The organism is Micromonospora sp. NPDC048871, assembly GCF_043198155.1.
Lineage (GTDB): Bacteria > Actinomycetota > Actinomycetes > Mycobacteriales > Micromonosporaceae > Micromonospora.
Genome location: NZ_JBICUM010000005.1, coordinates 136,102 through 156,948, shown reverse-complemented (window position 1 = coordinate 156,948; position 20,847 = coordinate 136,102). Strand labels below are relative to the sequence as shown.

Genomic DNA, 20,847 nt, shown 5'->3' with positions numbered 1-20,847 from the left:
TGCCTTCCCCCTCTACCGGTTCGCGACCGGGAACCGCAGGACCCCACGCGTGACCGGGGAACGCATCCGGCGCAGCATTCGTTCGCGTTGCCGCAGGGCCGGCAGGCGGGACGCCAGCGCCTCCACCGCGACCCGGGCCTGCGCCACGGCCATCGGTGCCACGAACGTGTCATAGAGACCACCGGACAGGGCGAGTTGGTCTGCGTCGGACTTCCGCGTGATGTCGAAACGATCCGGGTCCGGGAAGGCCGAGGGATCCCGGTTCGCCGCACCGACGGCCACGACCAGTTGGGTGTCCGCGGGGATCTGGTGCCCGGCAATCTCGACGTCCGTCGTGGCGATCCGGTTCTCCAACTGGATCGGCGGGTCGAACCGGAGAGTCTCCTCGATCGCGCCGCCGGCGAGCCCCGCTTCCCCACGCAACGCCTGCCACTGGTCCGGATGCGCCAGCAGTGCCGCCACCGCGTTGCACGTCAAGGTCACCGCCACCTCGACCCCGGCGACCGCGATCAGCACGGCGGCCGCGAGAACGTCATCCGGGCCGGCGGCCGGCCGGCGGTCGCCGAAGAGCCCTGGTGTACCAAGCAGTTCGCGGACCTCGGCCACTCCGGTCAGCAACGCACGAGCCGTTTTGTACTGCGGCGGGCACAACCCCGCGTCCAGCGCAACCCCAAGACCGGCAACCACACCGGCAAACCGGTCGCGGGTGGCCTCCGCGAGGCCGAGGAGATCGGCGGCCACCGCCACCGCGACTGGCCGGGCGAAGTCCGCCACCAGGTCGAACTCGTCGGGCAGACCGGAGATGACCCGGTGGACAGTCCCCTCTACGGCCAGGTCGCCCAGCACCGGCTGGAACAGGGTGCCGAGCCGCTCATAGTCCGCACGCGGCAGGTTGAGAAAGGCGCCGTCGAGCGGGACGATATGGCATATCTTCGGGTTGTCCCAGATGTCCTGGAACATGTGCTGCTGCGAGGACTCGTCGCCGTTGTGGCGCAACGAGAGTCGCGGGTCGCGGAGGATCTCCCCTGCGAGCGCGTGATGCCCAGTCACCCACGCGCCGGCTTCGCTTCTGTACAGCGGGCCACGGTCGCGCACCTGGGCGCCCAGCACCGCGGGGTCGTCGGTGCCCGCTCGCAGAAGCATCGCGTATGGGTCGCCCTGCGCGCCGAAGACGAACTGGAAACCCCGAACGGTCAGCAGGTGGCGGCCAAAATCACTGTTGGAGACGGTTTTCGCCCCGTTCCCGGGCGCGCCTGCGGTCAGCGTGTACACGGTGTCGGTCGTCGCGGCGGCGTCTGTCCTCGTGGACATTGGTTTCCCTCCCCCTCAGGCGGTGAGTGTGTGCGCGATGATCAGTTCAGCAAGTGGCCCATGCACAGAGGAGGGCAGCGCGTGGCCCATGCCGGGAATCTCCGCGAGCCGGGCACCCGGGATCAGGTCCGCGAGATGCCTGCCGTGCGGCGGTGGTGCGGCCGGGTCGTACGGCGCCTGGATCACCAGGGTCGGCACCTTGACGTCACGCAGTTCCGCGCCGCGACTCAGCGGCGGCAGCCCGACCTGGTAGTGCGTGACCGGTTCCTCCCACGTCCCGGCGTGGTCCATAGCGCGCTCCTCCCAGCGCCGGTACTCCTGCTCGTCGAAGGGAATCCCGTCGCCATTGAGCAGGCGCCACTTGCCGACCTGCTTGGCCAGCATCGACTCCCGGTCCTTTGCTGGTTGCTGCACTGCGGCCAGCATCTCCAGGAAACGTGGCGTCGGCACAGGCAGGCCGTTCACGAGCGGCTCGCCACGGAACGCGGCCTCGATTGCGGCGTCGAAGTCGGTGTCCAGTGCTCCGCCCAGCATCAACGTCAGGCTGCGGACACGGTCGGGGTGGTTGAGCACCATCACCTGCGCCAGCGACATGCCCATCGACATACCGACGACATGCGCGGCCGCGATATCCCAGCCGTCGAGCACCGCGATCGCGTCGGCGGCCATGTCGTCGTAGGTGTAGGGATACTTCTGATAGTCCCGGCAGGTGGACCGACCGGTGTCCCGGTGGTCGTACCGGATCACGAACAGACCAGCTGCGGCCAACCGCTGAACGAACTCGTCCGGCCAGCCGTACGCGGACAGGTTGCCGCCCGCGATCATCAACAGTGCGGGGTCGGCCGGGTCACCGAAGCCCTGGCTCCACAGCTTCACATCGCCTGCGGAAATGACGCGTTCGGTCATGACTGTTCCGCCTCTGGGGTGCGGTTGAGGAACCCGTGGCTTGACTTCGATCCCGAGGTCGACGCAGGGAATGTCATGTCGTTGCTCCGGTGGGCACGAGAACCAGCAGGGACAGGTCGAACGGAACCGAAGGCGAGGCCACCTTCAGGGCCGACTCGACGGTAAAGCCGGCGGAAGCGGCGAACGTCGCCCACTCCTCCCTGGTGCGCAACCGGCCGCCGAGGAAGACGAGCATTCGCAGGTCCAGCAAGGTGAACTGCTCGTTGGACGCGTCCTGCGCCAGGTCGTCCCGCTCGAGCACAACGACCCGTCCACCGGGTGTCAAGGCTTCGGCGCAGCGAGCCAGAATCCGCCGTGCGTCGTCGTCCGACCAGTTGAGCAGCACGAACGACAGCGTGATCACATCCGCCTTGACCGGCAGCGGCTGGAAGAAGTCACCGGCCACCGCGTCCAGCCGGTCGTCGAGCCCGGCCGTCTTGAACTGCGCGCGTCCCCGTTCTGCGGGGAGCGGAAGCTCCAGCAGCGTCCCTCGAACGTGTGGCGCGGCCTTAGCGATGGCGGTGAGGAACCCGCCGATGCCACCGCCGACGTCCATCACATGCCTGGCGCGGCTCCAGTCGTACGCTGCGGCCGGGGCCTCGTAGACCACGTCCTGGTCGCAGGCCATCAACGCGTCGAACGACTCGGCGAGCCGAGGGTTCGCGGTCAGGTCATCGTAGAAGGGCTTGCCGTACACCGACTCGTAGGACGGCCGGCCCGTCCGGACGGCCTCCAGCAACTGGAAGAACGCGAGATCCGCGCGGGAGACGGCGTTGTTCAGGTCGAACCAGGCACGCTGCTGGGCCGGATGATCGTCGGCCAGCAGCATGCCGGTCGCGGTTGGCGTCAACCGGTTCGGCTCGGTCTCGGCCAGTACGCCGACCGCCACGAGGTGCCGGATCACACGCAGCAGTGCGTTCGCGTTCGTGCCGGTCACCTTCGCCAGCTCCGCCGGGTTGGTCGTCCCCCCGATGATGTGGTCGACAAGTCTCAGCGTGGCGGCCACTCGCACCGCCATCGGGGTGTGCAGGCTGCCGAGCCGCAGCAGGACGTTCAGTTCGCGCATTTCCTGCTCGGCAGGATCCTCACTTTCCATCGACGAAGCTCCTTCAACGTAGTGACGGGAAATATCAGGGACGCCAGCCTTCGCCCTGCGGCCACGGCTCGGCGAGCTGCCGGTAGGTGCCGATGAAGTCGGGCCAGTCCCGGTGGTCGCGAATTTTGCCGTCAACGATCCGGATAAGGTGGATCTGCTCGCCGGAGAATCGCCGGCCGGTCGCGGGCATACTCAGCATGTCGCCCACCTGGCGGCCGTAGAGAACCAACTTGGCACGCACCCAGTCGCCATTCTCCTCGTAGCCGATCTCCTCGAGGTAAACCTCCTCGGAGAACGTCGCCTTCAGCCATTTCACGGCCATGACGAAGGTCTGCGGCCCGATCTGGTCCTTGAAATGTTCCATGGCACCCGGATTGAGGTACTCCGGATGGATGAATTCCTCGACGTCGTCGGTGTTCCCCGTGTTGTAGGCATTCACCATACGCTTGACGAGGTCGATGTTCTTGCTCATGAGAACTCCCCTGTTGACTCGGCCGACTGCGGCGGACCCCGCAAGTATTGGCCGATCCCCGGCACGGGAACAAGTGGCCAACAGCCCGCTCCGATTATTTTCCTAGTCAGCTCAGAGCGCCAGATTCGCCGTATAGCGAAATGCGAGGTCACTGGTGAAAACTCGGTACCACCATTCGTGGGAAGAGGGGAAAGAACGTGGACCCGGCGGCTTACAAGGCAACTGTGACCGCGGCCTTCGACCGTGCCGCGGCTTCATATGACCAGCTCGGCGTCGAGTTCTTCACACCGATGGGCAGGCGGCTGGTCGAACATGCCGCCCCCCGAGAAGGACACCGCGTGCTCGACATCGGGTGCGGCCGGGGAGCCAGCCTTTTCCCATCCGCGGAACTCGTCGGTCCGACCGGTCATGTACTGGGAATCGACATCGCACCGGCGATGGTCGACGCGGCCCGCGCGGAGGCCGAGCGGCAGGGTGCCAAGAACGTCGAGATCCGTGTGCTGGACGGGGAGAACCCCGACCTGCCGGCCCGGTCGTTCGACCTCATCACCGGCAGCTACAGCGTGATCTTCATTCCGGACGCCCCATCGGCGATGGCCCGGTACGCGCGACTGCTCACCGAGCACGGGCGAATCGCCTTCACCAGCCCCGTGTTCACCGACGACACCTTCCCGTTCCTGCCACCGATGTTCACCGAACTGATCCCGAGGTCCCTGCTGCGCAACCTGCCGGCCGAATGGCAGCCGGAAGCGTTGCAGCACCGGTTCAACAGCTGGCTCGGTAGGGTGGATGACCTTGAGAAAACCATGCGGACGGCCGGTTTCCAGGATGTGGTGGTGGTCGACGAGCCGGTGCACGTGGTCGTCCAGTCCGGGGAGGCCTGGGTTGACTGGTCGCACACTCAGGGTATGCGCCTGCTGTGGCAGCACCTTACCGCGGCCGACTCACAACAGTTGCGCACCCGCCTGATCACCGCACTGGACGACCTGCGTGACGGCGACGGTCCGCTGTTCCTCGATGTCCCGGTCCGCTATGTCACCGCGACCGTCGCAGGGCGGTAACAGCTCGCGGGTCCGCAGTGAGGCTCTGCGCAACAGCACCGCCACCGTGCAGTGCGCCAAGGCGTACGCGAAACCCGCTGCGGTGTGCGCGGGCCACCCGGGGTGAACCTGGAGGCCCGCACGGCACTCAGGTGATGGACAGTGCGCCGTCCACCGCGAGCACGGTGCCGTTGACGTACCTAGCCTCCGGCCGTGCGAGCTGCACGATCCACCACGCTACGTCCTCGGGTGTACCGACACGACGCGGATGCCCCGTGGCGCGAGCTCAACGGCCCAGGATCGTGTCAGGAAGTCGAGTGCCGCCTTGCTGGCACCGTAGATGGCGTTGTCGGCCCACGGCCGCAATCCCAGCGAACCCGCCGTGCCGACGTTCACCACCGTCCCGCTGCTCTCCGCCAGGGCGTCCAGCGCGCGTTGGGTGAGGAAGACCGGTGCCAGCAGGTTGGTGTCGATCTGCGCGCCGACCATCGCGGGTCCGACATCGGCCAGCCCACCGAACTCGCCCACCGCGGCGTTGTTGACCAGGACGTCCACCCGGCCGAACGCACCGAGCGCAGTGTCGACTACAGAATTCGGTGCGTTCGGTCTGGTGATGTCGACGGCCAGGGTCACGATGGTGTCGTGGCCGGCCGCGGTCTGGGCAAGGGTCTCCTCGGACCGGCCGACCACCAGCACCCCGGCCCCGTGCTCGCGAACGCGTGCGCGGCCGCCCGGCCGGTCCCGGTCCCGCCACCGGTGATGATCACCGCCTGTGCTGTGCTCATGGGAAGAGCTCCCATCGGGCCGGGCGTCATGGTCGGTCGTCGCGGGTGACCCGGCGCTCCCGGACCCTGAGCTCACCGTCCTGCCGCACCAGGATGTCCACACACACGCACATCATGTGCAGCCGTGGCTGGCCGTCGCGCGGAGTGGCGATCACCTGCGTGTAGCTCCGCGCGTAGATCGTGCCGTCGTCGCGACGTCTGAGGTAGGTCATGAGCATGCAGTGCCGGTGCACCTCGCCGGCTTCGGCCAGTGCCGCCGCGGCCCTGCGCACTCCGGCGACGATGACGTCCCGGCCACGAGCCGGCTCCGGCATCGACGGTGAGAAGAAGGATCCGTCCTCGGTGAACGTGTCCGCCCACCCCTCCGCGTTGCCCGCGTCGAGAAGCTGCATGTGGCGGGCATAGAAATTTTGGACCTCCGGGTACAACAGATCCAGGTCCGCTTCGGTCCCCACTGTCACGGCGTTCTCCTTGTCGATCGGCGGTTTCTCATCACTCATCCTTCAGTGGCGACTTTGATGCGTCCTCGAGCGAGGCTCCAGGAATCCTCGGAAAGCATCGGAAGCCCCGAACCCGGAGACCCGACGTACGGCCCCGCGCCGGCGGAGGTCTACGAGACCGCAACCGCAGCCGAGGCAGGGACTGGGCCGCGGACGCGCGCGGCACAGCAGCTGCCCGGTGTGCCCGTGCACGACGGCGACATGCGCAGGTTCGATCTCGGCCGCACCTGTGTCAGCTCCGGTGCGCGGCCGTGAGCTTCTCGAGTATGGGCACGACCTCGTTGGGACTCGGCATGGCGATCATTTCCTGCCGCAGCCGGTTGGCGTTCGCCGAGTAGGACAGGTCCGTCAGCAGCAGCTCCAGGTTGGCGCGCAACGACGTCACGGTCGACTCCGGCATGCATATACCGGCACCACGGCTCGCCAGCCGCCGGGCCTTGTCGGCCGAGTCCCAGATCTTCGACGGCAGGATCAGCTGTGGCACACCGTGTACCAGTGCGGTGGCCATCGTGCCGGATCCGCCGTGGCTGATGATCGCTGAGCAGGTCGGCAGCAACGCGTTGAGCGGCACGAAGTCCACCACGCGTACGTTGTCCGGGACGGAGGGCAGCGCCTTGATCTGGCTGGCATCCAGGGTCGCGATCACCTCGATGTCCAGGTCCGCCACCGACTCCAGCACGTCCCCGATCGACACCTCGTCGCCCCCCTGCACCTCCCGATGCGAAAGACCGAGTGTCAGGCACACCCGCTTGCGCTTCGGCGGTTCACGCAACCACTCGGGCATCTTCGCCGGCCCGTTGTAGGGGATGTACCGCATCGGCACGTACGGCAGGTCCAGGGGAAAACGCATCCAGGCGGGCGTCGGGTCGACGGTCCACTGCCCGAGCATCATCTCCTCGGTGAACCCCCCAGGGCAGTCGTACCGTTCCAGCAGCCTGCTCAGCCAGTCCTCAAGCGGGTCGTCGCGCAACTCGGGTGGCAGCTGGGACAGCTGGTCCACGAGGACACCACGCATTCTGGCCACGTGGTCCATGCCGAACAGCAAACGGGCATGTGCCGCACCGCAGGCACGCGCGGCCACCGGGCCCGCAAACGTCATGGTGTCCCACACCACCAGGTCCGGCCGCCACGAACGAGCAAACGCCACCAGGTCATCGGTCATCGACTCGGGACACTGGTTTTGGAACACGAAGGACGTCATTGCGGTGAACATGCCCAGCATGTACTCCGGCGTCAGACGATCCGTACGGGTCTCGGTGATATCCATGCCGCCGTCATCCGAGTCCGGTGCTTCCTCGTCTCCCGCGAGGTTCTCCTCGGTTTCCCTGATGCCCTCCTCGAGGTTGAGCGCCTCGCCGACCGCGACCGCGGGCAGACCGGTCTTGGTGACCTCGTCGACCAGGTCGGGCTGGGTGGCGATCCGGACCTCGTGTCCGCCGGTGTGCAGTGCCCACGCCAACGGCACCTGAGAGTACATGTGCACCTTCGCGGCAAAAGTGGTGAACAGGATCTTCATCGGACCCTCCGGTACTCGGCGGCCAGTTTCTCCAGCACCGGGACGAGATCGTTCGGACCAGGCGTGCCGACCATCTCCCGTCGCAGCCTGGCAGCGTTGTGCCGGACGGACGGTTCGGTCAGCAGCCGAACCAGCCGAGTGCGCAGTTCGTCGCCGGAGAGCCGCTCGATGTCCCGGACGTAGTCCCCCGCCCCGTAGTCCGCGAGGCGACGGGCTGTGTTGATCGAGTCCCAGACCATGTGCGGCACGATCAACTGGGGGACACCGTGCAGCATGGCCGTGGTCAGCGTGCCGGAGCCACCATGGTGGATGACCGCGTCACAGGTGGGCAGCAACACGTTGAGCGGCACGAATTCCACCACCCGCACGTTGCCAGGCAGCGACGGCAGTGACTCGGTCTGGCGGGCGTTCAGGGTGGCCACCACCTCGACGTCCAGGTCCGCGAGCGACGCCAGGATGTCGCCGATCGAAGCCCGGTCGCCGCCTCGCTCGTCTCGGTGTGACAACCCAAGCGTGAGACAGACCCGTTTCGGCTTTGGCCGGTCGTGGAGCCAGTCGGGCACCAGGGCAGGACCGTTGTAGGGCGTGTACCGCACGGGCACGGTGGGCACGTCGAGAGGAAACCGCATCGACTGGGGGAACTGGTCGATACTGAAGTCGCCGACCACCATGTCCTCGCCGAACCCGGTGTCGCAGCCGTACCGCTCTAGGGAGAAGCCCAGCCACTCGGCCATCGGGTCGTCACGTAACTCAACCGGCAGTCCGGCGAGGTGCCGGTTGAACGCGGCACGGGTGTTGCCGACGAGGTCGAGGCCGTACAGCAGGCGGGCATGCGCCGCGCCGCAGGCGCGCGCGGCCACCGCACCGGCAAAGGTCATGGTGTCCCACACCACCAGGTCCGGCTGCCACGAACGAGCAAACGCCACCAGGTCGTCCATCATGGGCTCTGAGCTTGCGTTCTGGAAGACCATCGAGGTCATCGCCGTGAAGATCGTCAGGGTGCGATCCCAGGTGAGCTTCGCCGGATCCTCCTCGCTCATGTCCAGGCCGACGTCCGACTCCTCCACGGTTCTGTTCGCGTCGTCACCGACGTTTTCGTTGACCACCTCGAACTGCGCTTCCAGGTTCAGCGGATCCCCGACGGGCACAGCGGTCAACCCGGTGCGCGAGATCAGGTCGGCCAGGTCCGGTTGGCTGGCGAGATAGACCTCGTGCCCCGCGGTGTGCAGTGCCCACGCCATCGGCACCTGCGCGAACATGTGGGTCTTCGCGGCGAACGTGGTGAACAGGACACGCATCAGCTTCTCCCCCGGTGCTCGGCGGTCAGCCTCTCCAGTACGGGGACCGCGTCGTTTGGGCTCGGCATGCCGAGCATCTCGCGGCGGACTCGCGTGGCTCCGGCCGTGAACGATGGCTCGTCGAGCAGCCGGGCCAGTTGGCTACGCAGCTCCCCGCCGGACAACCGGTCAACGTCACGGATGTAGAGCCCGGCTCCGCTCGCCTCCAGCGCCTGTGCCTTGTCCATGCTGTCCCACATCAGGTTCGGCACGATCAGCTGTGGGACACCGTGCGCGAGCGCGGTCGCGAACGTCCCGGACCCGCTGTGGTGCACCACGGCGGAGCACGTGGGAAGCAACGAGTTCAGCGGCACGAAATCCACTACCCGGACGTTGTCGGGCACGACCGGCAGTGACTTCAGCTGACCTTCGTCGAGCGTGGCGACGATCTCGACGTCGAGATCGGCCACCGCGTCGAGCATGTCACCGATCGACGCCTGGTCGCCGAGCGCCACCTCCCGGAATGACGCGCCGAGCGTGAGGCAGACCCGTTTGCGTCCCGGTGGTTCACGCAGCCAGTCCGGGACCACAGCCGGGCCGTTGTAGGGCACGTAACGGACCGGGACGTACTGCGCGTCAACGGCGAGGCGCATGGAGGGCGGCAGCTGGTCGATCGTCCACTGGCCGAGCACCATGTCCTCGGTGAATCCCGTCGCGCACCCCAGCCGATCGAGTGTCCACCCCAGCCACTCGGCGAGCGGGTCGTCACGCAGCTCCGCCGGCAGCCGGCCGGCCAGGTCGAGAAAGGTGGCCCGCATCCGGCCGACGAGATCGGGTCCGAACAGCATGCGGGCGTGCGCAGCACCGCACGCTCTGGCCACAGCCGGCCCGGCGAACGTCAGTGGGTCCCACAGGACCAAATCCGGCCGCCAGTCCATGGCGAACGCGGCCAGGTCGTCGACCATGTCGGCCGGGCAGTGGTTCTGGAAGGTCACCGGCGTCATCGCGCTGAATACGTGGAGCACGTACTCCCAGGTCAGCTTCTCCGGCCTCGCCTCGCTCATGTCCAGGCCGACCTGCGCTCCGGTCAACCGTCCGCTCGCGACGTCGCCGAGAATCCCGTCCAGCGTCTGCATCCCGGTCTCGAGGTCGAACACCTCACCGACGGGCACCGCGGTCAGGCCGGTACTGGTGATGTCGGCAACGAGATCCGGCTGGCTGGCGACCACGACGTCGTGCCCTGCTGTGCGCAACGCCCACGCCATCGGCACCTGGGTGTAGAGATGAGCCTTCGCGGCAAAAGTGGTCAACAGGACTCGCATCAGACCCTCCCGCGATGCTCGGCGGTCAACTGCTCGATGAGCGGTACGACCGCGTTCGGCGGCGGCTGGGCGAGCACCTCATCGCGCAACCGGGCGGCCGCCATGGCGAATGACGGCTCGGTCAGTACTCGAACGAGTCTTTCCCGCAACGCGGCACTGGTGAGCTCTTCGATCGGCATCCACAGGCCCGCGCCAAACTCCTCGATTCCCTCGCCCATCACTGCGGTGTCCATTCCGAACGCGAGGATCACCTGCGGCACGCCGTGCAGCTCCGCGTTGGCCTTGGTGCCGATGCCGCCGTGGTGGACCACAGCGGCGCACGTCGGCATGAGATCGTTGAGCGGGACGAACTCCATCAGCCTCACGTTCGCCGGGACGTCGGTGACCGACGCGCGTTGGGCTTCGGTCAGCGTCGCGACGATCTCGATGTCGAGGTCCGCCAAGGTACGCAAAAGATCGGTGAGCACGGTGCCGCTGAGAAACTCGGCGACCCACTCCGACAGGCCGAAAGTCAGGCACACTCTCGGCCGGCTGACCGGTACCCGCAGCCAGTCGGGCACCACGGCAGGCCCGTTGTGCGGCACGTGCCGCACACTGACTGCTTCCCCATCAGGGTCCAGTCGGGTACTCGCGGCTGTCGAGTCGATCGTCCACTGGCCGGTCACCATGTCCTCGGTGAAGCCGCCGTCTACGCTCAGCCTCTCGAGTGTCCACTCCAGCCACTCGGCAGTTGGGTCTTCCTGGTGCTCCGGCGGCTGTTTCTCCTTCAGTCGCAGGAACTCCTTGCGGACCCGCATCCCGACGTCGGGTCCCGCGACGAACCGGGCGTGGGCGGCGCCGACCGCTCGGGCGACGATCGCCCCCGCGATCGTGTACGTCTCCCACACCACGAGATCGGGCCGCCAGTCGCGGGCGAAGGTGACCAGTCGGTCGATCATCCGATCGTTGTTCATCACCGAGTCGTGCGACGGCACGAGGATGTTCTGCAGACCGAGCAGGTGCTCCCAGGTCCACTTGGCATGGTCGTGTCCGGCGAAGTCGAAGTCACGCAGGTAGACGAACCCGTCCTCGTGGAACTGTTTGAGCAACTGGAGATCCGTAGGGTCGTCGATGGACCACTCCGGCGCGTCCACCGGGACCGAGGTCAGGCCGGTCTGGGTGATGTCGCGGGTCAACGCCGGCTCGCTGGCCACCCTGACCTCGTGCCCAGCGCCACGCAGTGCCCACGCCAGTGGGACGAGCGGGTAGAAGTGCGTGCGGTGAGCAAGTGTGGTGAACAGAACCTTCATCGCGCCTCATCTCGGACGTCGGTGCTCGCCGGGAGTCGTAGCAGTGCTCTGGTGACCGGCGCCCTGCGCTTGCGCAGCGCGGGCCTCGTGCGACGGAGCGAGGAGAACCTCTCGGTCAGCACGGACAGCGCGGTCTCGGTGACCACACGAGCGAACGGGAACACCGCGGCGTAAGGCGGGCCAAGCAGCAGCGGCATCCCTGCCCCGTCCCGGTTGACAGCGCCGACGAGAACAACGACCTGATCACCGGCCCTCACCCTGGTGCCGCCGAAGTCGAGATCGGATCGTGCGATCAGGGGGTGCAGGTGCACCGGCGGCTGGAGACTCAGGGTTTCATCGACCACCCGCGGCGCCCGGGACGGCTCCTCGAGCAACACGTCGAGCGCGTTCCCGAGCAGGGTGGTGGCCAGTTGGGCGCCCACGACGGTGAGCAGAACCGCCCCTGGGTCGCCGAGCCGGTCGCGCAGGTCGTCGAGAGCGGAGAGCATCCGGCGTGTGACCGCGAGAGGCTGCGGGCACAGGGCGGCGTCGACGGCGACACCGGTACTCGCGATCCGCTCGGCGAGCCAGGGCAGCGGCACGTCGAAGGTCTCTGCCAGCGCCTCGGCGCAGATCCGGGCGACGAACCCGCTGACAAGGTCGACCTCACCGGTCAGGCTCTCGACGACCCTGTTAACCGGCTCGACCAGGGCAGCGGTCGGGTGAGGTGCGGCGTGGACGATGTCCTCGTCGAGCGGCACGACGTTGTACGGCGCGTACGGACTGCTCGCAGTCATCGGACCGAATCCTGGGTGGGCCATGACCTCGGTCGCCAGCCCTCGGCTGGCGGTGACCCAGACGCCGGCCCTGCTCGACACCATGGGGCCGGCGCGACCGAGCCGTTCGTACAACGGATACGGGTCGTCGTCGAATCCGCGAAGGACCCGGGCGTAGGGATCATCGTTGATCGCGGAAAGCCACTGCGTGCCCTGAATGAGCTGGAGTCGCCTACCGAGCTCTGCTGGCGCACGTTGACTCCAGTAGCGTTGCGTAATCACGGCATCGATGCTATCGATCTCGCCCCGTATTTCCTTCGAAGACCGCTAGGAGGAAATCCCGGCCACCTGTTTTCGACGGAGTTCGCGTCATATACGGCACGTCAGTAGGGTCTAGCATTTCCCCACACGGACGTACGCACGATATCGCCGAGCGGCCGATCGATACGTAAATGCTCTTGGACGTTGTCCTCGGCGTTCAGAATCGCCTGATGCAACCGCTGGACCGGTGGCCCCGGCTCCAGCCCCAGCTCACGGACCAGACTGGTCCGCAACCCGTGGAACACCTCGAGCGCCTGCGCGCGACGACCGCTGAGGTACAACGCACGCATATACTGTCCCTGCATACCTTCGTGCAGCGGGTTTTCCACGGTGAGCGCGGCCAGCTCGGTGAGCACCTCGCGGTACATCCCCAGCCGCAGCTTCGCGTCGACGAGATAGTCCAGCACCACGAGCCTGGATTCCTCGTACTGCCTGCGCTTCGACTCCAACACCGGCCCGACCTGCACGTCCACAAGTGCTGGTCCACGCCACAGCCGGAGCGCGTCGGTCATCCGGCGGACCCCGATCCCGTCATGGCCGTCCGAGAGCGCCTCCCGGCCACTGCCGACCAGCGCGTGGTACCGGCGCACGTCAAGCGCGTCGACACCGGTGTGTAGGACGTAACCACCCGACTTGGTCACCAGCACTTCCCTCGACACCTCGGCTGGTGTCAGGCCAGTGACCTCACTCAGCAGCTTGCGCACGTTCAGCACGTAGGTCTGCAATGTCGGCAATCCGCTGATCGGCAGATCTTCGTTCCACAACTCCCGCATCATGGCCGACACAGGAACGACCTGACCGGAACACACCATCAAAATAGCGAGAATGCTCCGTAGTTTTGGCGCACTTGGCGCTCCGTTGATCCCCTTCGTAGTCGTGATTGACAGCGGCCCCAATACACCAAGTTCCACCAGTCCAAGCCCCCAATCTCCGTCGGCTCATCACGACGGCCCGGGTCACGGTTCACCGCGAGGTCTGCCGGCAGGTGTATAGATTCGGCTCGCTCGTGCTCACGGCCCGCAACGCCTCGGCGTGCGGTTTGAAGTCCGGGTGGGAGACCGCCCGGCGGAACGAAGCGGCGTCGCGCCAGTGTGCGACGTTGACGTAGCTGTTTCGGTCCTCGACATGACCGAGCAGGGTGAACTGCACAAAGCCGGGCTGCTTCGCCACGAATGCGCTCGTCTCGGCGAAGACCTTTTCGAAGACCTCAGGCGGGCAGCGCAGGGTGAACCTGTTGACAAACACGACCGGGCCGTCATTGGCGGTTTCGGCTTCGTCAGCCGTCATGTCGATCATCTCCTTGCCACGGCGTTCTGACCGCTCCTGGTTCAACTGCCCCTGAGCGTGGCGGCAACGTCTCGCAGGTGGCTCAACAAGCGCTTGACGCGCCAGGGGGTCGAGCAAGCTTCTAGCAGTCACTGACACCGTCGACTCTGGTCACATGGACGGAGGGGTTTGCATGACGGAAGAGGACCGGCGGGTCGCTGTGGTCACCGGCGCCACCAGCGGCATCGGCCTTGCCATCGCCGACTTGCTGGCCAGGCGGGGCATGCGGGTATTCATCTGCGCACGTGACGCCGGGCAGGTCGCGTTGACCGCGAAGCGGATGCGCGACGAGTCGCTGGACGTCGACGGCAGACAATGTGATGTCACCGATCCGGAGCAGATCAACACCTTGGTGGCGTCCGCTGTGAGCCGCTTCGGTCCGGTGGACGTCCTGGTGAACAACGCCGGCCGCAGCGGCGGCGGAGTGACCGCTCAGATCACCGACGAGCTGTGGCTGGACGTCGTCAACACGAATCTCACCAGCGTCTTCCGGGTAACCCGGGAGGTGCTCACCACTGGCGGAATGCTCGAACGCGGGACCGGTCGGGTGATCAATGTGGCATCGACGGCCGGCAAGCAGGGCGTGATGTACGGAGCGCCGTACTCCGCCACCAAGCACGGCGTCGTCGGCTTCACCAAAGCGCTCGGCCTGGAACTGGCCACAACGGGGATCACGGTCAACGCCGTCTGCCCCGGGTATGTGGAGACGCCGATGGCGCAGCGGATCCGGCAGGGTTACGCGGCCTTCTGGGAGACGAGCGAGGACGCCGTCCGCGAGAAGTTCGAGGCGAAGATCCCACTCGGCCGTTACAGCACCCCACAGGAGGTGGCCGGCCTGGTGGGCTACCTCGTGTCGGACACCGCAGCCTCGATCACGGCGCAGGCGATCAACGTCTGCGGCGGGCTCGGCAACTACTGAGGGAGGATCATGTCCCATCGAACAGAGCACGGGATCACCGTGGCGGCCCCGGCTCGGGTGGTCTACGACCTGATCGCTGACGTTGGACAGTGGCCGCGAATCTTTCCGCCGACCGTGCACGTCGACCACGTGCAACAGAACGGTACGGAGGAACGAATCCGCATCTGGGCCACGGCCAACGGCGCGCCGAAAGCCTGGACGTCGCGCCGGCAACTCGATCCGACAGGGCTGCGGGTGACCTTCCGCCAAGAGGTCTCCCAGGCACCGGTGGCGGCGATGGGCGGTGCGTGGATCCTCGATCCCGTGTCCGCCACGAGGACCGAGGTACGGCTACTGCATGACTTCGACGCGGTAGGCGACGATCCGGAGAGCGTCTCGTTGATTCTGCGGGCGATCGACCACAACAGCGCCGCGGAGCTGGCGGCGTTAAGATCGGCGGCCGAGCAACGCGAGGACGACCGGGACCTGCTGCTCACGTTCGATGACTCGGTGGTCGTCGACGGCGCGGCCAAGGACGTGTACGAGTTCCTGTACGCCGCGCAACACTGGCCGTCCCGGCTGCCGCACGTGGCCAAAGTCTCGCTTCAGGAGGACACCCCGAACCTCCAAGTGCTCGGCATGGACACCCGCAACCCGCAGGGTCAAGTGCATACCACATCCTCGGTGCGTGTGTGCTTTCCCTCTGATCGCATCGTCTACAAGCAACTCAGGATGCCGCCGTTGTTGGCTGTACACAACGGACAGTGGACGATCCGCGACGACGGCGGAAAGACCGTGGTCACGTCGACGCACACGGTCGTGATCGAGCCGAAGGCGATCCCGGCGGCCTTCGGCGGGCCGGCGACGGTCGCGCAGGCCCGGACGGCGATCCGGCAGGCGTTGGGCGGCAACAGCCTCGCGACCTTGCGGCACGCCAAGGCGTACGCAGAAAGCCGCTGAACGAACGGAGCCGCCCCGGCGAGGTGATCGCGGGGCGGCCCATCCGGGTTGCGTTCAGGTGATCGAGAGCGCTCCGTCGACCGCCAGGACCGTACCGTTGACATAGGCGGCCTCGGGCTGCGTGAGGCGGTGGATCCACCAGGCGATGTCGTCCGGCGTACCGACCCGTCCGGCTGGAATCCGCGTGCTCATGTGCTCCAGGAAGCCGTCGTATGCCTCCTGGGGCATGCCGGCCCGTACCCCGACGCCGGTGGCTATGACGCCGGGCGCGACGCCGACGACCCGGATTCCCTGCGGAGCCAGCTCCACCGCCCACGACCGCGTCAGGAAGTCGAGGGCGGCCTTGGTAGCACCGTATACAGAATTCTGCGGAAAGGACCGCAGCCCCAACGCCGCCGCCGTGCCGACGTTCACGACCGTGCCACCGGACTCTCCCAGTGCCTGCAGTGCGCATTGGGTGAGGAGGATCGGCGCCAACAGGTTGGTGTCCAACTGGGCCGTCACTGAGTCGGCATCGAGATCGGCGAGCGCGGCGAACGCACCCACCGCGGCGTTGTTGACGAGAACGTCAACCGCGCCGAACTCGAGCAGAGCCCGATCGACGATGATTCTCGGAGCATCCGGGGCCGTGACGTCAGCGGTCAGGGTCCTGATGTTGTGGTGGCCGCTGGCGGTCTCGGCAAGCGTGTCCGCGGAGCGGCCAACGATGAGAACGCCAGCGCCGCTGGCGGCGAACCTCCGCGCGGTCGCCCTGCCGATGCCGGTCCCGCCGCCGGTGATGATAACCGCTTGTGATGTGGTCATGCGTTCAAGCTAGGCGGGTCCGCTCAAGAAAACGTCTACCGACGGTCGTCGTGGGTGGCCCGGCGCTCCCGGACCGTCAGGTCACCGTCCCACGGCGGATCCACGAACGCCCGCAGCGGGGCTCCCGCTCTCGCGTGCCGGCTTCGACGCATCGTCCAGCCGTGCTCGAGGAACGGCGACGAACATCGAATCCCCAAGCAGTAGGAGGTCTCATGTACGGTGCGGAGCTCGCCGACGTCTACGAGGCGGTGTATCGCAGTCGTGGCAAGGACTGGCGTCAGGAGGCGGCGTATCTCACCGGGCTGATCCGCGACCGGCTCCCCGGGGCCGGCTCACTGCTGGACGTTGCCTGCGGTACGGGCGCACACCTGGCCGGTTTCGACGATTTGTTCGACCACACCGAGGGGCTTGAGCTCTCTGCCGCGATGCGCGCGGTCGCCGGCCGGCGGCTGCCCGGCGTGACCGTGCACGCCGGCGACATGCGCGAGTTCGACCTGGGTCGCACATTCGACGCGGTGACCTGCATGTTCACCGCCATCTCGTACGTCGGCGGCCTGGCCGACATGCGCGCGGCGGTCCGGTGTATGGCCAGTCACCTGGTGCCGGGCGGTGTTCTGGTGATCGAGCCGTGGTGGTTCCCAGAGAAGTTCATCGACGGCTACGTCTCCGGCGAGGTGATCCGTGACGGCGACCGCACGATCGCCCGAGTGTCCCGTTCCACCGCGGCGAACAACGTCACCCGGCTAGAGGTGCGGTACCTGATCGCCTCGCCAGCCGAGATCACCCAGTTCACCGAGGTCGATTACCTCTCGCTGTTCACCCTGCAGGAGTATCTCGGCGCCTTCACCGACGCGGGCTGCACTGCCGAGTTCCTGCCCCCCAACCCGGCCGGCCCGGAGCCAATCGTCCCGGCCGGCCGTGGCCTGTTCATCGGTACCCGTAGCGCCTGAGGCGTTCAGCGGCACCCCGCGCACCAGTGCCGTGGCCAGAGTGCCCGATCGACTGTGGCTGAGGAGCGCGGCGCAGGTTGGCAGCAGCGCGCTCACCAGCACCGGGACATCGTCCGGGACCGACGGCAGCGCCGACCACGGTCAGCCCGACCCAGCCGGAATCGCCGTACAACCTGGCGGCGGGGACCCGACTTAGCGGAATGCTCGGCACCCGATCAATACTGACGGGCGTTGCCCCAGGCGGAGGTGCCAACAATGTCGCCGAGCGACCGGCTGACGGACAGCTGGTCCTCGACGACGACTTCGGCATTCAGCACCGCACGATGCAGACGCTGCACTGACGGCCCAGGCTCGAGACCGAGTTCGTTGACCAGATCCCCGCGCAACCGGTGGAAGACCTGCAGCGCCTGAGCGCGCCGGCCGCTGTGGTAAAGCGCGAGCATGTACTGCGCGTGTATGCCCTCGTGGAGCGGATTTTCCACAGTGAGCGCGGCCAACTCAGTGAGCACTTCGCGGTACATCCCCAACCGCAGTTCGGCGTCGACCAGGTACTCCAGGACGACCAGCCGAGACTCCTCGAACTGTCGGCGCTTGGACTCGAGCACCGGTCCTATCGGCACGTCCACCAGCGCGGGGCCCCGCCAGAGCCGCAGGCCGTCGGTCATCTTCCGGACGCCGGTCTCGTCGTCCCCGGCGGAGAGTGCCTCTCGGGCCGCCGTCACGAGGGAGTGGTACTGATGCACGTCGAGGATTCCGGAGTCGACTTGCAGAACGTAACCACCGGCCTTGGTGACCAGCACGTTCTTCGATATCTCAGCGGCCGATATACCGGTTACCCTCGCCAACAGTTTCCGCAAGTTCAAGATATACGTCTGCAATGTCGTCAATCCACTTGCCGGCGGATCTTCGTCCCACAACTCGCGAATGAGTGATGACACCGGCACCGCCTGACCAGCATGAACCAGCAGCACTGCCAGAATGCTACGGAGCTTCGGCGCGCTCGGTGCATGGTTTATGCCATTCACCGTCAAGGACAACGGACCCAGGATGCCGAACTCGACAATATTCTTAAGCACGCGAACACCCCCGCAGTCAGACGAAACTCGCCCGGCACATCGACCCTACACGACCGTTCGACCCGAGAACAAGATTTACAATGACGTGTGTGAGTAGATAATAGGCACCTCCAACTCTGACCAACCATGGCTCACCGACGCCAGTCGGCCGCCATTACGCCCTGACCAGCTAAGTCGCGGTCAATGTGCACACTGCGGCGCAGCAGCCGCAGTGTCGAATTGGGAATCCCACATAGTCCGTCCGCATCGCCAGCAACGACGGCGACAATGGGCGCAGCCAGGCCGATCGTAGTGACCAGCGTGCATGTCGCCTCAATGTCGCGGTACGCAAGGCGTCGCATTTCGACCGCCGCAGCGATCGGATCCTCGCGCAGCTGATGTGGGCGCAGCTAGTGGTGGATAGACACCTCCGATGAGCGAACCTGCTCGGCCTGGATTCCGGCCTCCAGCAATGCCTTTGCACCGGCTTTGACCGCCATGTCCAACAGGGTCTCGTCCGCACCTGCGAACCGCCGGCTACGGATGCCCGACCGGTTCTCGATCCACTTCTCGATCGAGCCGATCTGGTGGAAGTTCTACGTTAGACACTATCGGCTCCGACCGGTGAGCGTCCACTGTCAGCATTCGGCATCGCCCGCGAGTGATCGTCCCGAGCGCCTTGGTCACCCGATCAGGTTCGTTTGATCGGCTCGAAGACTGGTCAAGAACTGCCCTAGAGCTACGCCACAGCACGCCTCGACCGCCGCTCTAGGGCGCGGTACCAGGATGCCGCCATGCGCCGATTCACCATCGCGGACCTACGGGAGATCATCGATGAGTGCCTCGGCTCGGACAACGCGACGGCGGTGAACGACATGAATCACGCACGAACAGTTCGGCGACCTGGGCTATGACTCGCTCGTGGCCTACGAGCTCGTCACCCGCCTACAGGACGGTCTGCGGATCAGCGTCCCGGACGAGGCAACCGACCGAAAGAAAACTCCACAGGCGGTTGTGAACTACATCAATGTGCAGCTGGCCGGCGTCTGACGCCGACGGCTTCGAAACGCGGGAGGCGCAGCGAAGTTATGACCACCTACGTCTGGGACTACCTCGAGGAATACGAGAAGGAACGCGACGACATCCTTGACGCGGTCGACTCGGTCTTTCGCTCCGGCCAGCTCGTCCTGGGCCGGAGCGTACGCGGCTTCGAAGAGGAGTTCGCCGCCTACCACGGCGTCGCACACTGCACCAGTGTGGACAACGGGACCAACGCCATCAAGCTCGGTCTGCAGGCCCTCGGTGTCGGGCGCGGAGACGAGGTGATAACGGTGTCCAACACTGCGGCACCCACGGTGGTGGCCATCGACGCCGTAGGCGCCAAGCCGGTGTTCGTGGACGTCGATCCTGAGACCTACCTGATGGACACCGACCAGGTGGCCGCCGCAGTCACCAAGTTCACCGCCTGCCTACTGCCGGTCCATCTCTACGGCCAGTGTGTGGACATGAATCCGCTCGCGCGACTCGCCGCCCGACACGGCCTGGCCATCCTCGAGGACTGCGCCCAGTCGCACGGCGCCCGCCGCGCCGGCCGGCTCGCCGGGACCATGGGTGACGCGGCCGCCTTCTCGTTCTACCCCACGAAGGTGCTGGGGGCGTACGGTGACGGCGGCGCCGTGATCACCTCCAGCGACGAGACCCAGCGCAGCCTGAAGCGCCTGCGCTATTACGGCATGGAGGAGCGCTACTACGTCGTGCAGACACCCGGTCACAATGCCCGGCTGGACGAGGTCCACGCGGAAATCCTGCGCCGCAAGCTACGCCGGCTGGACGCCTACATCGAGGGCCGGCGGGCGATCGCCGCACGGTATGTCGACGGGCTCGCCGGCACCGGGATCGTGCTGCCGAAGGTGGCACCCGGCAATGACCACGTCTACTACGTGTACGTGGTGCGGCATCCAAAACGCGATGCCATCCTCGACGCGCTACGCGCGTACGACATTCAGCTGAACATCAGCTATCCCTGGCCGGTGCACACCATGTCGGGCTTTGCGCATCTTGGTTACGCCACGGGTTCATTGCCTGTGACCGAGGCCGCGGCCAAGGAGATCTTCTCGCTGCCGATGTATCCGTCGATGTCCCTCGACACCCAGAACCGGGTGATCGAGGTTCTCCGCAAAGTCGTCGCGGAGGTCTGACCCGTCGGTCCACGTACCCGGCGCCGA

General features: G+C 66.5%; 20 protein-coding genes and 1 pseudogene. 6 read left to right on the top strand and 15 right to left on the bottom strand.

The window, feature by feature from the left end:
• Window positions 1–12 precede the first annotated feature (12 nt).
• The 4 genes from ACGFIK_RS14255 to ACGFIK_RS14240 all read right to left on the bottom strand — a co-directional run bounded on the left by ACGFIK_RS14255 (window position 13) and on the right by ACGFIK_RS14240 (window position 3,824).
• The gene (locus ACGFIK_RS14255) at window positions 13–1,311 is read right to left on the bottom strand and encodes a P450-derived glycosyltransferase activator (RefSeq protein ID WP_357531799.1); all 1,299 of its coding nucleotides are present in this window, start codon (window positions 1,309–1,311) and stop codon (window positions 13–15) included.
• A gap of 15 nt (window positions 1,312–1,326) precedes the next feature.
• Complete coding sequence (locus ACGFIK_RS14250) at window positions 1,327–2,217, bottom strand: alpha/beta fold hydrolase (RefSeq protein ID WP_327026588.1); 891 nt, start codon at window positions 2,215–2,217, stop codon at window positions 1,327–1,329.
• Window positions 2,218–2,290: 73 nt separating this feature from the next.
• A complete protein-coding gene (locus ACGFIK_RS14245) occupies window positions 2,291–3,352 on the bottom strand; it encodes a methyltransferase (protein ID WP_327026589.1) in 1,062 nt (353 codons plus the stop codon).
• Between the two features lie 34 nt (window positions 3,353–3,386).
• Window positions 3,387–3,824, bottom strand: coding sequence for an ester cyclase (locus tag ACGFIK_RS14240; protein ID WP_327026590.1), 438 nt, complete (start codon window positions 3,822–3,824; stop codon window positions 3,387–3,389).
• 197 nt (window positions 3,825–4,021) lie between these two features.
• Here ACGFIK_RS14240 and ACGFIK_RS14235 point away from each other — a divergent pair, with 197 nt between their 5' ends.
• The gene (locus ACGFIK_RS14235; RefSeq protein WP_393339575.1) at window positions 4,022–4,885 is read left to right on the top strand and encodes a class I SAM-dependent methyltransferase; all 864 of its coding nucleotides are present in this window, start codon (window positions 4,022–4,024) and stop codon (window positions 4,883–4,885) included.
• A 127-nt stretch (window positions 4,886–5,012) separates the two neighbouring features.
• On the opposite strand, the pseudogene ACGFIK_RS14230 reads toward ACGFIK_RS14235, so the two are convergent.
• The 9 genes and pseudogenes from ACGFIK_RS14230 to ACGFIK_RS14190 all read right to left on the bottom strand — a co-directional run bounded on the left by ACGFIK_RS14230 (window position 5,013) and on the right by ACGFIK_RS14190 (window position 13,925).
• A pseudogene (locus ACGFIK_RS14230) lies at window positions 5,013–5,554 on the bottom strand (SDR family NAD(P)-dependent oxidoreductase).
• Between the two features lie 121 nt (window positions 5,555–5,675).
• Entirely contained in the window at window positions 5,676–6,110 is a 435-nt protein-coding gene (locus ACGFIK_RS14225) for a nuclear transport factor 2 family protein (RefSeq protein WP_327026591.1), read from the bottom strand.
• 271 nt (window positions 6,111–6,381) lie between these two features.
• Window positions 6,382–7,665 carry an activator-dependent family glycosyltransferase gene (locus ACGFIK_RS14220; RefSeq protein ID WP_327026592.1) on the bottom strand — a complete coding sequence of 428 codons (1,284 nt, stop codon included), beginning with the start codon at window positions 7,663–7,665 and terminating at the stop codon, window positions 6,382–6,384.
• Window positions 7,662–8,963 carry an activator-dependent family glycosyltransferase gene (locus ACGFIK_RS14215; RefSeq protein ID WP_327026593.1) on the bottom strand — a complete coding sequence of 434 codons (1,302 nt, stop codon included), beginning with the start codon at window positions 8,961–8,963 and terminating at the stop codon, window positions 7,662–7,664. Before ACGFIK_RS14215 ends, ACGFIK_RS14220 begins: the two co-directional genes overlap by 4 nt.
• Window positions 8,963–10,264, bottom strand: a complete 1,302-nt coding sequence (locus ACGFIK_RS14210; protein ID WP_327026594.1) for an activator-dependent family glycosyltransferase — start codon at window positions 10,262–10,264, stop codon at window positions 8,963–8,965. The genes ACGFIK_RS14215 and ACGFIK_RS14210 overlap by 1 nt, the downstream gene beginning before the upstream one ends.
• The gene (locus tag ACGFIK_RS14205) at window positions 10,264–11,553 is read right to left on the bottom strand and encodes an activator-dependent family glycosyltransferase (protein ID WP_327026595.1); all 1,290 of its coding nucleotides are present in this window, start codon (window positions 11,551–11,553) and stop codon (window positions 10,264–10,266) included. The genes ACGFIK_RS14210 and ACGFIK_RS14205 overlap by 1 nt, the downstream gene beginning before the upstream one ends.
• A complete protein-coding gene (locus ACGFIK_RS14200; protein ID WP_327026596.1) occupies window positions 11,550–12,293 on the bottom strand; it encodes a hypothetical protein in 744 nt (247 codons plus the stop codon). The genes ACGFIK_RS14205 and ACGFIK_RS14200 overlap by 4 nt, the downstream gene beginning before the upstream one ends.
• A gap of 398 nt (window positions 12,294–12,691) precedes the next feature.
• Window positions 12,692–13,405 (bottom strand): AfsR/SARP family transcriptional regulator, encoded by a 714-nt coding sequence (locus ACGFIK_RS14195; RefSeq protein WP_327026597.1) that lies wholly within the window; start codon window positions 13,403–13,405, stop codon window positions 12,692–12,694.
• 187 nt (window positions 13,406–13,592) lie between these two features.
• Window positions 13,593–13,925 carry an antibiotic biosynthesis monooxygenase family protein gene (locus tag ACGFIK_RS14190; protein WP_327026598.1) on the bottom strand — a complete coding sequence of 111 codons (333 nt, stop codon included), beginning with the start codon at window positions 13,923–13,925 and terminating at the stop codon, window positions 13,593–13,595.
• A gap of 163 nt (window positions 13,926–14,088) precedes the next feature.
• Between ACGFIK_RS14190 and fabG the strand changes: the two genes are divergently transcribed.
• Together fabG and ACGFIK_RS14180 are read left to right on the top strand one after the other, a co-directional pair.
• Window positions 14,089–14,874 (top strand): 3-oxoacyl-ACP reductase FabG, encoded by a 786-nt coding sequence (gene fabG / locus ACGFIK_RS14185; protein ID WP_327026599.1) that lies wholly within the window; start codon window positions 14,089–14,091, stop codon window positions 14,872–14,874.
• Window positions 14,875–14,883: 9 nt separating this feature from the next.
• Entirely contained in the window at window positions 14,884–15,813 is a 930-nt protein-coding gene (locus tag ACGFIK_RS14180; protein ID WP_327026600.1) for an aromatase/cyclase, read from the top strand.
• A gap of 54 nt (window positions 15,814–15,867) precedes the next feature.
• On the opposite strand, the gene ACGFIK_RS14175 is transcribed toward ACGFIK_RS14180, so the two are convergent.
• The gene (locus tag ACGFIK_RS14175; RefSeq protein ID WP_327026601.1) at window positions 15,868–16,617 is read right to left on the bottom strand and encodes an SDR family oxidoreductase; all 750 of its coding nucleotides are present in this window, start codon (window positions 16,615–16,617) and stop codon (window positions 15,868–15,870) included.
• A 212-nt stretch (window positions 16,618–16,829) separates the two neighbouring features.
• Between ACGFIK_RS14175 and ACGFIK_RS14170 the strand changes: the two genes are divergently transcribed.
• Window positions 16,830–17,567, top strand: coding sequence for a class I SAM-dependent methyltransferase (locus ACGFIK_RS14170; protein ID WP_327026602.1), 738 nt, complete (start codon window positions 16,830–16,832; stop codon window positions 17,565–17,567).
• Between the two features lie 215 nt (window positions 17,568–17,782).
• On the opposite strand, the gene ACGFIK_RS14165 is transcribed toward ACGFIK_RS14170, so the two are convergent.
• On the bottom strand, window positions 17,783–18,592 hold the full coding sequence (locus ACGFIK_RS14165) for a BTAD domain-containing putative transcriptional regulator (RefSeq protein ID WP_393339829.1): 810 nt from the start codon (window positions 18,590–18,592) through the stop codon (window positions 17,783–17,785).
• Window positions 18,593–19,501: 909 nt separating this feature from the next.
• On the opposite strand from ACGFIK_RS14165, the gene ACGFIK_RS14160 reads away from it, so the two are divergent.
• Both ACGFIK_RS14160 and ACGFIK_RS14155 read left to right on the top strand, forming a co-directional pair.
• Window positions 19,502–19,672 (top strand): acyl carrier protein, encoded by a 171-nt coding sequence (locus tag ACGFIK_RS14160; RefSeq protein ID WP_327027156.1) that lies wholly within the window; start codon window positions 19,502–19,504, stop codon window positions 19,670–19,672.
• 38 nt (window positions 19,673–19,710) lie between these two features.
• A complete protein-coding gene (locus ACGFIK_RS14155; protein ID WP_327026604.1) occupies window positions 19,711–20,820 on the top strand; it encodes a DegT/DnrJ/EryC1/StrS family aminotransferase in 1,110 nt (369 codons plus the stop codon).
• The last annotated feature ends 27 nt before the right edge of the window (window positions 20,821–20,847 follow it).

Bases quoted from the DNA above. Each gene is read 5' to 3' on its own strand.
- ACGFIK_RS14175 (WP_327026601.1), bottom strand. From the start codon at position 16,617: ATGACCACATCACAAGCGGTTATCATCACCGGCGGCGGGACCGGCATC.
- ACGFIK_RS14240 (WP_327026590.1), bottom strand. From the start codon at position 3,824: ATGAGCAAGAACATCGACCTCGTCAAGCGTATGGTGAATGCCTACAAC.
- ACGFIK_RS14170 (WP_327026602.1), top strand. From the start codon at position 16,830: ATGTACGGTGCGGAGCTCGCCGACGTCTACGAGGCGGTGTATCGCAGT.
- ACGFIK_RS14245 (WP_327026589.1), bottom strand. From the start codon at position 3,352: ATGGAAAGTGAGGATCCTGCCGAGCAGGAAATGCGCGAACTGAACGTC.
- ACGFIK_RS14215 (WP_327026593.1), bottom strand. From the start codon at position 8,963: ATGCGTGTCCTGTTCACCACGTTCGCCGCGAAGACCCACATGTTCGCG.
- ACGFIK_RS14195 (WP_327026597.1), bottom strand. From the start codon at position 13,405: ATGATGCGGGAGTTGTGGAACGAAGATCTGCCGATCAGCGGATTGCCG.
- ACGFIK_RS14255 (WP_357531799.1), bottom strand. From the start codon at position 1,311: ATGTCCACGAGGACAGACGCCGCCGCGACGACCGACACCGTGTACACG.
- fabG (WP_327026599.1), top strand. From the start codon at position 14,089: ATGACGGAAGAGGACCGGCGGGTCGCTGTGGTCACCGGCGCCACCAGC.
- ACGFIK_RS14180 (WP_327026600.1), top strand. From the start codon at position 14,884: ATGTCCCATCGAACAGAGCACGGGATCACCGTGGCGGCCCCGGCTCGG.
- ACGFIK_RS14190 (WP_327026598.1), bottom strand. From the start codon at position 13,925: ATGATCGACATGACGGCTGACGAAGCCGAAACCGCCAATGACGGCCCG.
- ACGFIK_RS14155 (WP_327026604.1), top strand. From the start codon at position 19,711: ATGACCACCTACGTCTGGGACTACCTCGAGGAATACGAGAAGGAACGC.
- ACGFIK_RS14250 (WP_327026588.1), bottom strand. From the start codon at position 2,217: ATGACCGAACGCGTCATTTCCGCAGGCGATGTGAAGCTGTGGAGCCAG.
- ACGFIK_RS14205 (WP_327026595.1), bottom strand. From the start codon at position 11,553: ATGAAGGTTCTGTTCACCACACTTGCTCACCGCACGCACTTCTACCCG.
- ACGFIK_RS14210 (WP_327026594.1), bottom strand. From the start codon at position 10,264: ATGCGAGTCCTGTTGACCACTTTTGCCGCGAAGGCTCATCTCTACACC.
- ACGFIK_RS14220 (WP_327026592.1), bottom strand. From the start codon at position 7,665: ATGAAGATCCTGTTCACCACTTTTGCCGCGAAGGTGCACATGTACTCT.